Origin of the sequence: Streptomyces sp. SID486 (assembly GCF_009865385.1) — a bacterium.
In the GTDB taxonomy this organism is placed as follows: domain Bacteria; phylum Actinomycetota; class Actinomycetes; order Streptomycetales; family Streptomycetaceae; genus Streptomyces.
In genome coordinates this window covers 1-12,095 of record NZ_WWJT01000032.1, presented here as the reverse complement: position 1 = coordinate 12,095, position 12,095 = coordinate 1, and the positions used below count along the sequence as shown (strand labels likewise).

General features: G+C 75.1%; 12 protein-coding genes. 8 read left to right on the top strand and 4 right to left on the bottom strand.

Annotation, left to right across the window (positions count from 1 at the left end; genetic code table 11):
* The first annotated feature begins 187 nt into the window (after positions 1-187).
* From GT045_RS01635 to GT045_RS01625, 3 genes are all read left to right on the top strand, one after another.
* Complete coding sequence (locus GT045_RS01635) at positions 188-1,249, top strand: permease (protein WP_161333059.1); 1,062 nt, start codon at positions 188-190, stop codon at positions 1,247-1,249.
* Complete coding sequence (locus GT045_RS01630; protein ID WP_161333058.1) at positions 1,246-2,169, top strand: TIGR03943 family protein; 924 nt, start codon at positions 1,246-1,248, stop codon at positions 2,167-2,169. The genes GT045_RS01635 and GT045_RS01630 overlap by 4 nt, the downstream gene beginning before the upstream one ends.
* A gap of 87 nt (positions 2,170-2,256) precedes the next feature.
* Positions 2,257-3,084, top strand: coding sequence for a class E sortase (locus tag GT045_RS01625; protein WP_161333057.1), 828 nt, complete (start codon positions 2,257-2,259; stop codon positions 3,082-3,084).
* 30 nt (positions 3,085-3,114) lie between these two features.
* Here the strand turns inward: GT045_RS01625 and GT045_RS01620 are convergent, their stop codons facing one another.
* On the bottom strand, positions 3,115-4,524 hold the full coding sequence (locus GT045_RS01620) for an MFS transporter (protein ID WP_161290891.1): 1,410 nt from the start codon (positions 4,522-4,524) through the stop codon (positions 3,115-3,117).
* 138 nt (positions 4,525-4,662) lie between these two features.
* On the opposite strand from GT045_RS01620, the gene GT045_RS01615 reads away from it, so the two are divergent.
* The 4 genes from GT045_RS01615 to GT045_RS01600 all read left to right on the top strand — a co-directional run bounded on the left by GT045_RS01615 (position 4,663) and on the right by GT045_RS01600 (position 7,542).
* Positions 4,663-5,220: a helix-turn-helix domain-containing protein gene (locus GT045_RS01615; RefSeq protein ID WP_161333060.1), complete on the top strand. Its 558-nt coding sequence runs from the start codon at positions 4,663-4,665 to the stop codon at positions 5,218-5,220.
* A 205-nt stretch (positions 5,221-5,425) separates the two neighbouring features.
* Complete coding sequence (locus GT045_RS01610) at positions 5,426-5,704, top strand: DUF6412 domain-containing protein (protein ID WP_161288534.1); 279 nt, start codon at positions 5,426-5,428, stop codon at positions 5,702-5,704.
* Positions 5,705-5,821: 117 nt separating this feature from the next.
* Positions 5,822-6,532 (top strand): membrane protein insertase YidC, encoded by a 711-nt coding sequence (yidC, locus tag GT045_RS01605; RefSeq protein WP_161333056.1) that lies wholly within the window; start codon positions 5,822-5,824, stop codon positions 6,530-6,532.
* A 152-nt stretch (positions 6,533-6,684) separates the two neighbouring features.
* The gene (locus tag GT045_RS01600) at positions 6,685-7,542 is read left to right on the top strand and encodes a fumarylacetoacetate hydrolase family protein (protein WP_161333055.1); all 858 of its coding nucleotides are present in this window, start codon (positions 6,685-6,687) and stop codon (positions 7,540-7,542) included.
* A gap of 264 nt (positions 7,543-7,806) precedes the next feature.
* Here GT045_RS01600 and GT045_RS01595 read toward each other — a convergent pair whose 3' ends face one another.
* The 3 genes from GT045_RS01595 to GT045_RS01585 form a co-directional block, all read right to left on the bottom strand.
* Complete coding sequence (locus GT045_RS01595; protein ID WP_161333054.1) at positions 7,807-8,673, bottom strand: LLM class F420-dependent oxidoreductase; 867 nt, start codon at positions 8,671-8,673, stop codon at positions 7,807-7,809.
* A gap of 96 nt (positions 8,674-8,769) precedes the next feature.
* Positions 8,770-9,273 carry a heme-degrading domain-containing protein gene (locus tag GT045_RS01590; protein ID WP_161296168.1) on the bottom strand — a complete coding sequence of 168 codons (504 nt, stop codon included), beginning with the start codon at positions 9,271-9,273 and terminating at the stop codon, positions 8,770-8,772.
* Complete coding sequence (locus GT045_RS01585) at positions 9,273-10,346, bottom strand: Gfo/Idh/MocA family oxidoreductase (RefSeq protein ID WP_161296166.1); 1,074 nt, start codon at positions 10,344-10,346, stop codon at positions 9,273-9,275. Before GT045_RS01585 ends, GT045_RS01590 begins: the two co-directional genes overlap by 1 nt.
* Before the next feature lie 56 nt (positions 10,347-10,402).
* Here GT045_RS01585 and GT045_RS01580 point away from each other — a divergent pair, with 56 nt between their 5' ends.
* Positions 10,403-11,869, top strand: a complete 1,467-nt coding sequence (locus GT045_RS01580) for an ROK family transcriptional regulator (protein ID WP_345942519.1) — start codon at positions 10,403-10,405, stop codon at positions 11,867-11,869.
* Positions 11,870-12,095: the final 226 nt, after the last annotated feature.

The following is a 12,095-nucleotide window of genomic DNA, read 5'->3' as shown; positions in this document are numbered from 1 at the left end:
CGTGAGGGCCGTAGGCGTACGGGGTCGGTCGCCGTGAGGGCCGTAGCCGTAGGGTCGGTCGCCGAGAGGGGTGGTGCCTTGGGGGCGGACCCCACCGGTCCCGCTGGGCGCGTGGCTATGGGGGTGGCCTCCATGGGGCGCGAAGCCATCAGGGCGGGCAGATGTGTGTGAGGGAGGCGTGCGGGCGATGCGTGGGGTGGCCCCGGTACGGGGGGAGGGTGTTCGGCAGGACGTCAGCGCCGCGGACAGCGGACCGGGTGGCGAGGGGAGCGGGCCGGGTGGCGGGGGGAGCGGGCCGCCGCGGTTCTGGCCGTTGCTGCTGCTGGGGGCCGCCGTCGTACCCGGGTCCGTGCTGTTCCTGCTCGGGCGGTGGGGTGACGCCCCGGCCGTGCAGGCGTGGCGGACCGTGTGCCTGGCCGTCACCGTGCAGGCCCTGCCCTTCCTGCTGCTCGGCACCGCGCTGTCCGGCGCGATCAGCGCCTTCGTACCGGAGGGCGTCTTCCGGCGGGTGCTGCCCCGGCGGCCCGCGCTCGCCGTTCCGGTCGCCGGGGTCGCCGGTGTCGTCCTGCCCGGCTGCGAGTGCGCCTCCGTGCCGGTCGCGAGCAGTCTGATCGGACGGGGTGTGCCGCCGGCCGCCGCCTTCGCGTTCCTGCTGTCCGCGCCCGCCGTCAATCCCGTCGTGCTCACCGCCACCGCGATCGCGTTCCCCGGGAACCCCGCCATGGTGCTGGCGCGGCTGCTCGCCTCCCTCGCCACCGCCTTCGTCATGGGCTGGCTGTGGCTGCGCTTCGGGCGGACCGAGTGGCTGCGGCCCGTCGTACGGCACACCGGGCACCGGACGGGACGCAGCCGGTGGGACGAGTTCCGTACCGGGTTCCAGCACGACTTCCTGCACGCCGGCGGGTTCCTCGTCCTCGGCGCCATGGCCGCGGCCACCTTCAACGTGGCCGTCCCGCGTTCCGTGCTCGACACGTTCGCCGCGGCGCCCTGGATGTCCGTGCTCTTCCTCGCCGGGCTCGCCGTCCTGCTCGCGGTGTGCTCCGAGGCCGACGCTTTCCTGGCCGCCTCACTGACCGGGTTCCCGCCCCTCGCGCGGCTCGCCTTCATGGTGGTGGGACCCATGGTCGACCTGAAGCTCATCGCCCTGCAGGCGGGGACCTTCGGGCGGGCCTTCGCCGTACGGTTCTCCGCCGCCACCTTCGTCGTCGCCGTGGCGTGCAGCGCGCTGGTCGGTGGGGGGTTGCTGTGAGACGGTCACTCCAGGCGGGGCTGCTCGTCACCTGCGGGCTCGGGCTGCTGCACGTCTCCCTCCTCACCGACCTCTGCCTGCGCTACGTCAAGGAAGGCATGCGGCTGCCGCTCGTCGTCTCCGGCGCCGTCCTGGTCCTGCTGGGCCTGGCGAGCGCCGTCCTCGACAGAGGCCGGGAAGACCAGGACGGGGACGGGCCCGGGCAAGGGCATGGGCACGAGCACACGCATGGGCACGGGCACGAAAGCCGACAGCGAAGCGGCCAGGCGCAGGGTGGGCAGGCGCAAGCTGGTCATGAGCAGGGTGGCCAGGAGGAGGGGCGTCAGGAGGAGAGGCGTCAGCAGCAGCGCGGGCGTGAGCACGGTGAGCACGGGCACGGGCACTCCCACGGGCACGACCACTCCGCCGTCCCGCGCGTCGCCTGGCTGCTGCTCCTTCCCGCCCTCAGCCTGCTCTGCTACGCCCCACCCGCCCTCGGTGCCTACACCGCCGCCCGGCAGCCGCCCGAACCGGTCACGCACACGGGCGACTTCGACCCGCTGCCGCCCACCTCGCCCCTCCCCATCACCCTCTCCGACTTCACCAGCCGGGTGCAGGAGGACCGGGGGCGGGCGATCCGGGGGCGCCTCGTCCGGATGACCGGGTTCGTCACCCCCGGCTCCGGCGCCGAAGGCGGGAGCGGGGGCTGGGAGCTGACCCGGATCATCCTCAACTGCTGTGCGGCCGACGCCCAGTCCGTGAAGGTGCGGATCCACGGCGGTCCCGCCCTGGCGGCGAACACCTGGGTGACGGTCACCGGGACCTGGCACCCGGGCGGGACGCTGGGCACCAGGTCGGCGGTGGTCGCGCTGGACGCCCGTACCGTCACGAAGACCGCCCGGCCGGCGAACGGCTACCAGGACGCCCTGCCCCTCGGCTGAACCCGCCCGCCGGGATCCCCCTCGGCTCTGGCCACTTGCGGGCGCTGCGCCTATCGTGCGGGCGGCTCCGGCTGGAGGTGGGTGCGGATGCGGGCTGTGGCGGGGGTACGGGTCGTACGGCACGGGGACCGGCGGCGGCGCGCCCGGCGCAGGCAGGTGCTCCTGGGCGGAGGCGAGGTGCTCGTGACGGCGGGGCTGGTCCTCCTGCTGCTGGTGGTGCACCAGTTGTGGTGGACCAACCGGGAGGCCCGGCGCGGGGCCGAGCGGAAGGTGGCGGCGCTGGAGCGCGAGTGGGGGAGCGGTACGGCGGCCGGCGGCGGCGCATCCTCCGGGGGTGCGGGCGGTTCCGCAGGCCCGGGTGGGCACGTGGGGGCATCCGGCGCGGGTTCCGCTGCCGCACCGGGGGGCGCCGGGGCGCCCCGTGCGGCGCGCGGCCCGTACACCCCCGCGCCCCCGCCCCGGCGGTCCCAGGCGTACGCCGTGCTCACGATCCCCCGGCTGGGCCTGCGGGTGCCCGTCGCCGAGGGGGTGAGCAAGGCGGACGTCCTCGACAAGGGGTACGTCGGTCACTACCGCGGGACCCAGCAGCCGGGCCAGGCCGGGAACTTCGCGCTCGCCGGGCACCGGAACACGCACGGTGAGCCCTTCCGGTACCTGCCCCGGCTGCGGCGGGGGGACGCCGTCGAGGTGGAGACGCGGTCGGCGACGTACACGTACGACGTCGACCGGGTGCTGCCGCGGACGTCGGCGGCGGACTCGGGGGTCGTCCGGCCGGTGCCGCGCTCGCTCGTCCGGCCCGGGTACGGGTACGACGAACCGGGCTACTACCTCACCCTCACCACCTGCACGCCCGAGTTCACCTCCCGGTACCGGCTGGTGGTGTGGGCCAGGCTGGCGTCCATGCGGCCCAGGTGAGCGGGGGGAGGGGCGAGGAGGAAGCTCTCGTCACTCCCGGTCGCTCCGCTCCCGCAGCGCCAGCACCCCCGCCGCGCCCGCCGTCGCCAGTCCCGCCGACACCAGCAGGGCGATGTTCGCGCCCCTGGCCATGTCGTCGGCCGATGTGGCGAGGGCGATGGTCAGGGCCACCCCGGCGCAGGAGCCGATGTAGCGGAAGGTCTGCTGGGCGCCGGAGCCCATCGCGGCCCGTTCGCGCGGTACCGACTCGACCGCGAGCAGCGGCAGCGCGCCGTTCAGCAGGCCGCTGCCGACGCCGCCGACGATCAGGCCGGGCAGCAGCCGGGCCCAGGAACCGGAGCCGATGGCGCCGAGCATGGTCACGACGGCGACCGCGTGCAGCGCGAAGCCGACGGAGAGCTGGGTGCGCGGGGTGATACGGCCGGCCAGGTGCTTGACCTGGAGGGCGACGGCGAAGCTGAGGCCGGACCAGAGCAGGAACAGCCAGGCCGTGGTCAGCGGGGCCAGCCGGAGGGTCTGCTGGAGCAGCGCCGGGAGGAAGCTGAACATGCCGATCACGGCCAGGCCGGTGAACAGTCCGCCCGCGGAGGAGGCCAGGAAGCGGGGGTGGCGCAGCAGTCCGAGGTCGATCATCGGGGTGCCGGTCCGGCGTTCCACCGCGACGAACCCGGCGAAGAGGACGACGGCCGCGGCGAGCAGCAGCCCGACCGGGGCGCGCAGCCAGCCGTCCCGGCCCAGGGTGAGCGCCGCGACCAGGGCCACCAGGGCCAGGCCGAAGGTGAGCGCGCCGAACACGTCCGGTCTGCCGCCGCGCGGGGCGCGGGACTCGGTGAGTGCCCGGGTGCCGAGCGCGGTCACGACGAGGGCGGCGGCGCCCAGGACGCCGTAGCCGATGCGCCAGTTCGGCAGCGCGCCCGCGAGCAGTGGGCCCACGGCTATGCCGCCGCTGACGAAGGCACCCCACACGCCGGTGGCGTGCAGGCGGCCGCGTGGGCTGGGGAAGGCGTGCACGATCAGGCCGAGGGCGCTGGCCAGCAGGGCCGCGGAGGCCGCGCCCTGGGCGATGCGGGCCAGGGTGAACTGCCAGGTCGTCGTGGTGAACGCGGCGAGGGCGGTGGTGAGGCCGAGGGCCGCGGTGCCGGCGAGGAAGATCCGGCGGCGGCCGTAGTCGTCGGCGAGGCTGCCGGCCACGAGCAGCAGGGCGGCGAGGCCGAGCGGGGTGCCGTTGAGCAGCCACGCCTGGGCGGAGAGCGGGGTGTGCAGGGCGCGCGCGGTGTCCGGCAGCGTGACCATCGGGGCCGTGTACGTCATGAGGGCCACGGTGGTGGCCGCGCTGGTCAGGGCCAGGGTGGCGCGGGGGCGTGCGGGGGCGTCCCGGGTGGTGGCGGCGCCGTGCGCGACGGCGGGGGCGGTGGCGGTGGCGGAGTCGAGCCGGGTCATGGCCTTCCCTGTTCCGTGCGGGGCCCCGGTCTGTCCGGCGGAGCCAGCGGCCTTCGGTTCGGTCATTGAACCTACGTGTCACCGCCACCGTAGCACCATGGGTTCGTTCACTGAACCGATTCACGGCCTGTGGTTACAGTGGAGGGCATGGCACTGGGCAAGGACTACGTGACGCAGGAGTGCTCGATCGCCCGCGCGCTGGAGGTCGTCGGTGAGCGGTGGACGCTGCTCGTCGTCCGCGACGCGATCTACGGCGTCCGGCGCTACAACGACTTCCTCGTCCACCTCGGCATCCCGCGCGCCGTCCTGTCGGCCCGGCTCCGCACCCTCACCGAGGAGGGGATCCTGGAGAAGCGCCGGTACCAGGAGACGCCGCCCCGGGACGAGTACGTCGTCACCGAGCGCGGCACCGCCCTCTGGCCCACTCTGCGCGCCCTCGGCCAGTGGGGGCGCGAGCACGTCGACGGCAGCCGGCTGCGCGTCTTCCAGCACGCGGACTGCGGCGGGAACGTCGAGGTGCACGGATCATGTGCCGCCTGCGGAACTCACGTGCCGGTCGCGGACGTTGTCATGGTGCCGGGCCCCGCCCTGGACTCCGCGCCCGCGGACCCGGTCAGCAGGGCGCTGCTGAGGCCCAAACGACTGCTGGAGCCCCTGGAGCCCCTGGAGACCGACCCGGTGCACCTGGCACACTGAGCACGCCGACAGCAGTCGAGAGGTACCGGGGAGAGGAAAGGGGGGAGCGTCGATGCGCAGCCGTGTCACCACGCGTCCACCCGCACTCCGCGCCCCCGCCGCGCCCCTCGCCCCTGCCGTACTCCGTGCCCCTGCCGTACTCCGTGCCCCTGCCGCGTTCCGCGTCCCTGCCGTACTCCGCGCCCCCGCCGCGCCCCTCGCCCTCCTGTTGCTCCTGGCGCAGTTGCTGCTGCTCCAGTCCGCCGTCCTCGGTACCGGCGGTCTCACCGTCGCCCTCGCCGCGACGGCCACCGCCGCCACCGCGCTCGCCGCCTGCGCCCTGCTGGCCGCGCGCAGCGTGCCCGCCGTACCCCCGACCCGGGTCCGCACGGCGATTCGCGACCGGGCCCGGCGAACGGCGTTCCTGCCCCAGCGCGATCCCGACGGGCGCGGCCGCCGGCGGCCCCGGGCACCCGGACGCGCCCGTCCGGCGACCGTCGCGTAGGGCACGTCCTCACACACGTCAGCGCGTGTCCCCGCGCGGGTCGTCATGCCGTTCTCTCCCGGCACCGGTTGTTCCCGGTCGCTTCCCGGCACGACGAGACCCCCGGAGGGCTCACCCATGTCCGTCTTCGCCAGCCTGGTCGAGCAGCTCGCCGACCTGCTGACCCCGCTCTTCCACGCCTCCGCGGCAGCCGCCGCGATCGTCCTCTTCACCGCCCTGGTACGGCTCCTCGTCCACCCGCTGTCCCGGGCCGCCGCGCGCGGCAGGCGCGCCCAGGCCGAACTCCGGCCGCGGATCGCCGAGCTGCGCAGGAAGCACGGCAAGGACCCCCGACGCCTCCAGCGGGCGGTGCTGGAACTGCACACCGAGGAGAAGGTCTCGCCGCTGGCCGGCTGCCTGCCCAGCCTGCTCCAGCTGCCCGCCTTCTTCCTGCTCTACCACCTCTTCTCCAGCACCTCGATCGGCGGCGAGAGCAACGGCCTGCTCGGTCACCGGCTGTTCGCCGCGCCGCTCGGCGGACGCTGGGCCGACGCGCTCGCCGACGGCGGGATAGCGGGCCCCGCCGGGCTGGTCTACCTCGGCCTGTTCGCCGTCACCGCGGCCGTCGCCACCGTCAACTACCGGCGCGCCCGGCGGGCGGCCGGCGGTGCACCGGCCCCGCTCGGCGCCGGTGACCAGGTGCCGGGTCTCGCCGCCATGACCCGGGTGACGCCGTTGCTGTCCTTCTTCACCCTCGTCTCGGTGGCCGTCGTCCCGCTGGCCGCCGCCCTCTACATCGTCACCAGCACGGCCTGGGGCGCCGCGGAACAGGCCCTGCTGTACCGCTGAGCAGGGCACGCCGTACCGCTGAGCGGTCAGGGTTACGGTCCAGTACGTGAACAGGGTCTTGCGGAGTGGACGGACCGATTGGAGGATCAGCCAGTCCTCCCGATGGCTGCACACATCGGTGGGGCGCCCCGCGATCGAGGGAGATTGTGACCATGAAGCTGCTGCGAGTCGGTACGGCGGGCGCCGAGCGCCCCGCACTGCTCGACGCCGACGGGACCCTGCGGGACCTGTCGGGCCTCGTGGACGACAGCGACGGCACGCTCCTCGCCGACGGCGCCGCCCTCGCCCGGGTGCGGGCCGCGGCCGAGGCCGGTGACCTGCCCGCGCTGGACCCGTCCGGACTGCGGATCGGGCCCCCGGTCGGACGTATCGGGAAGGTCGTGTGCATCGGGCTGAACTACCACGACCACGCCCGCGAGGCGGGGGCCGAGGCGCCCGCCGAGCCGGTCGTCTTCCTCAAGGCGCCGGACACGGTCGTCGGGCCCCACGACACGGTGCTGGTGCCGCGCGGCTCGGTGAAGACCGACTGGGAGGTCGAACTCGCCATCGTCATCGGCCGTACGGCCCGCTATCTGGACTCGGCTGAGGAGGCACTCGCGCACATCGCCGGGTACGCGGTCGCCCACGACGTCTCCGAGCGGGAGTACCAGATCGAGCGGGGCGGCACCTGGGACAAGGGCAAGAACTGCGAGACGTTCAACCCGCTGGGACCGTGGCTGGTGACGGCCGACGAGGTGGCCGACCCGCAGAACCTCCCCCTGCGGCTCTGGGTGAACGGGGAGCTGAGGCAGGACGGCACGACGGCCGAGCAGATCTTCCCCGTGGGCGAGGTCGTGCGCTACGTCAGCCATTTCATGACGCTGTACCCCGGGGACGTCGTCAACACGGGGACGCCGGCGGGGGTGGCGATGGGACAGCCCGAACCCAAGCCGTACCTGAGGGCCGGGGACGTCGTCGAGCTGGAGATCGAGGGGCTCGGGCGGCAACGGCAGGAACTCAAGGACGCGTAGCCGCGGCGGCGGGGAGGCCGAGGAGGGATGCGCGGCCGCAGCGGCGGGAGGCCGAGGGCGGGCGGGTAGCGGCAGCGCTCGTGATCAGGGACGGGCGTGTAGCCGCGGCGGCGGGGAGGCCGAGGAGGGATGCGCGGCCGACGTGGCGGGAGACCGAGGGCGGGCGGGTAGCGGCAGCGCGTCGGTGCGCCGGTGCTGGGAGAGCACGCCCGCGGGGGGCGCGGGCCGCAGCCGGCGGCGGCCCGCGCCCCCCGGGGGCCGGCCTCACGCCAGCAGGGAGGCGAGGGCTCGCCATTCCTTCCTCGGAAGGGCGGCGCCCGCGTTCGCCGTCACCACCTGGAGGGCCACGTGGTCCGCGCCCGCCTCGTGGAAGGCCATGACGCGTTCACGGATCCGGCTCTCGTCACCCCAGGCGAAGACCGCGTCGAGGAGACGGTCGCTGCCGCCGTCGGCGATGTCGTCCTCGGTGAAGCCCAGGCGCAGGAAGTTGCCGGTGTAGTTGGGCAGTTGCAGGTAGCGCGCGAGGTAGGCGCGGGCCGTCTCGCGGGCGCGGGCCGGGTCCGGCTCCAGCACCACCTTGAACTCCGGGGCCAGCAGCGGCCGGTCGCCCAGGATCTCGCGGGCCCGGGCGGTGTGCTCGGGCGTGACGAGGTAGGGGATCGCGCCGGCCGCGCGGTCACGGGACAGGCCCAGCATCCTGGGGCCCAGCGCGGCGAGCACACGCCGTTCGGCGGGCACGCCCGCGGTGTCCAGCGCGTCCAGGTACTCGGTCATCGCCGCGTACGGCCGGCGGTAGTCCTTGACCAGCGGGCCGTGACTCACACCGAGGCCCAGCACGAAACGGCCGGGGTGGGCCGCCTCCACCTCGGTGAAGCCGGCCGCCGTCGTGTCGGCGTCCTGCTGCCAGACGCTCTGGATGCTGGTCCCGACCGCGATGCGGCGCGTCGCCCCGATGAGCGGGGCCGCGTGGTCCACGGTGCTGTTGCCGCCCAGCCAGACGGCGCCGTACCCGAGTTCCTCCAGCTCGGCCGCGGCCTCGTCCAGTTCGCCGCGCCGGTCCGGTTCCTCCGAGCGCAGCTCGACGCTCCAGATGCCGTACCGGCCGACGGTCTCCTTCAGTGCGGTGGTCATCGGATGTGGTCCCTCCGGTGGTGGGCGGTGCCGTGATCATCACGTCCTCGGCCATTGCCAACCGGAGGGCGACCCGCGCTGATTCCCGCCGTTCCCTCAGTCGGCGGAACGGCCGAGGAACTCCTCCAGCGCTTCCACCACCAACTGGTGGTCCTGGAGCTGGGGCAGGCCGGAGACGGTCACCGCGCCGATCACGCCGACACCCTCGACCGTGACCGGGAAGGAGCCGCCGTGGGCCGCGTACGTGTCCGGGTCGAGGCGGGAGGACTCCTCGAACGTCGTGCCCTTGGCCCGGAAGCGGGCGCCCACCAGGTAGGAGGCGGCGCCGTAGCGCTCCACCACGCGGCGCTTGCGGGCGATCCAGGCGTCGTTGTCCGGGGTGGAGCCGGGCAGGGCGGCGTGGAAGAGCTGCTGGCCGGCCCGGTGGATGTCGACGGCGACCGGAGCCTGCCGCCGCCGGGCCAGCTCGACCAGGAGCGAGCCGAGGGCCCAGGCGTCGTCGTGGCCGAACCGCCGGAACACCAGGCGCTGTTGCTGCGCCTCCAGTTCCTCGACGGTCGGGGTGGCCGCGGCGGTGGTGCCGGGGGTGGTCGGGGGCATCAGAGGGTCACCGTCACCTTCTCGCGGGCGGACCTGCGGGCCGCTTCCAGTACGTCGAGCGCGGCAGCCGCCTCCAGGGCGGTCACCGGGTTGGGGCCGGCGCCCCGCAGGGCGGCGGCGACGGCCGCGTAGTAGGCGGGGTAGTCGCCGGGCAGCGTCGGTACGGGGGTGCCGCCGCCGGTCAGCGGGGACTCCCCGGCGCCGACGCGGCCCCACAGGGACTCGTCCTCCGCGCCCCAGTCGGCGACGGTGCCGGGACGGCTGCCCTCGCGCAGGGCCGCTTCCTGGGGGTCCAGGCCGTACTTGACGTAGCCCGCGCGGGAACCCAGCACCCGGAAGCGGGGGCCGAGCTGGGCGGCCGTCGCGGAGACGTAGAGGTGGGAGCGGACCCCGCCGGCGTGGGTGAGCGCGATGAAGGTGTCGTCGTCGGTCTCGGCGGCGGCGCGACGGACGACCGTCTCGGCGTACACCTCCGTGACCGGGCCGAACAGGACCAGCGCCTGGTCCACGACATGGCTGCCGAGGTCGTAGAGCAGACCTCCGATCTCCGCCGGGTCGCCGGACTCGCGCCAGCCGCCCTTGGGCTGCGGGCGCCAGCGCTCGAAGCGGGACTCGAAGCGCCAGGCGTCGCCGAGGCTGCCGTCCGCGAGGAGCTGGCGCAGGGTCAGGAAGTCGTTGTCCCAGCGGCGGTTCTGGAAGACCGACAGGAGCAGGCCGCGCTCCTCGGCGAGGGCGGCGAGACCGCGGGCCTCGGCCGCGGTGCCGGCGACCGGCTTGTCCACGACCACCGGCAGGCCCGCCTTGAGGGCGGCCGTGGCCAGCGGGACGTGGGTCTTGTTCGGGGAGGCGATGACGACCAGGTCCAGTTCGGCCGCGCGGTCGAACAGCTCCTCGGGGGTGGCGGCCGTCCTCACGTCGGGGAACTCGGCGCGGGCCTGCTGCTGCCGCTCCGGGTTGGAGGTGACCACCGTGTCCAGGGCGAGGCCCTCGGTGGCGGCGATCAGCGGGGCGTGGAAGACGGAGCCGGCGAGGCCGTAGCCGATCAGGCCGACGCGGAGGGGGGTTGCAGTCATGCCTTCCACTTTGGCAACGCTGTTGCGAAAGTGCAAGCGGTGGAGAGAATGGGGTCGTGAACAGGACACGGGCGGCGACGGGGACGACGGCGACGACGACGGGCACGGCGGCGGCCGGGCCGGGGGCGGCGGCCGGGGGGACGCCGAGGAGCGGTGGAGCGGCGGGGGCGAACCTGGGCGCGGTGCGCAGTCACAACGCCGCGCTCGTGCTGGGGCTGCTGCGGGACGCCGGGGCCGAGGGCATCAGCAGGCTGGAACTGGCCGAGCGCACCGGGCTGACCCCGCAGGCCGTCAGCAAGATCACCGCGCGGCTGCGGGAGCAGGGCTTCGCCGCGGAGGCCGGGCGCCGGGCGTCGACGGGGGGCAAGCCGCGGACCGTGCTGCGGCTGGTGCCGGAGGCGGGACACGCGGTCGGGGTCCACCTGGACCGCGACGAGCTGCGGGTGGTGCTCGTGGACCTGGACGGCGCCGTGGTGGAGGAGCGGCGCGGGGAGCTGGACCTGGGGGCGGGTGCGGCGGCCGTGCTGGGCGCGGTGTGCGCGGCGGTGCGCGAGGTGGTGCGTGAGGGGGTCGGGGAGCCGGGGGCCGGGGATCCGGAGGCCGGGGAGCCTGCGCGGGGAGGACCGGTGGGCGAGGGTCCGCTGAGGGAAGGACCGGTGGGCGAGGGGCCGGCGGGGGAAGGACCGGACGCGGTCGGCGGGGCGGGAGACCGTGGGGGGCGGGTGCCCGGTGGGTCTGAAGCTGGTGGGGGGCCGGTGGCCGGTGGGTCTGAAGCTGGTGGGGGGCCGGTGGCCGGCGGGTCGGGAGCCGGTGGGGCGGTCCCGGGGGCGGGACTTGCCGGGGTCGGGTCGCTGGTGGGGGTGGGGGTCGCGCTGCCGGGGCCGCTGGACCACACGCACGGGGTGCTGCACCGGGTCACCGGGTTTCCCGGATGGGACGGTTTCCCGCTGCGCGACGCGCTCGCGGAGCGGCTCGGGGTGCCGGTGGTGGTGGACAAGGACACCAACGCGGCGGCGCTCGGGCTGGCGGTCGGTGGTGCGGAGGAGGTGCCGGGCGACTCCTTCGCCTATCTGCACCTCGGTACCGGGCTCGGTGCCGGGCTGGTGATCGGCGGGAGCGTGCACCGCGGGGCGCGGACCGGGGCGGGGGAGTTCGGACACCAGGTGGTCCAGCTGGACGGGCCGCTGTGCGAATGCGGGAACCGGGGCTGCGTGGAGGTGCTGTGCCTCGGGGCGGCGGCACGGGGGGAGGTGGCCGAGGCGGCGCGGGTGCTGGGGGTCGCGGCCGGGAACCTGGTGGGGCTGCTGGACATCGACGCGGTGCTGCTCGGGGGGCGGACCGTGGCACGGACGCCCGAGGCGTATGTGCGGGGGGTCACCGAGGTGCTGGGGGCGCGGGCCCGGCGGGAGGGGGAGAGCGGCGGCCCTGTGCCGGTGCGGGTCGTCCCGGGAGGCGAGCGGGTGGTGGCCGAGGGGGCGGCGCAGTTGCTGCTGGCGCCGTTGTTCGGACGGGGGGACGTCTGAGCTCGGAGCCGGTGCCGGGGGTGCTCGGAGCCGGTGCCGGGTGATCTCGCAGCCGGTGCCGGGCGTCCGAACGCCTGACTGCCGGGCCCAGAGCGTCCGAACGCCTGACTGCCCGGATCCAGCGCCTCCCGGCCGGCTTCCGGGGTCCGAGGCCGCGTGTCCGGGTTCCGCGTCTACGGCTGGTCTGCGGGGTCCGCTGCCTGATGCCCGGATCCAGCGCCTCGTG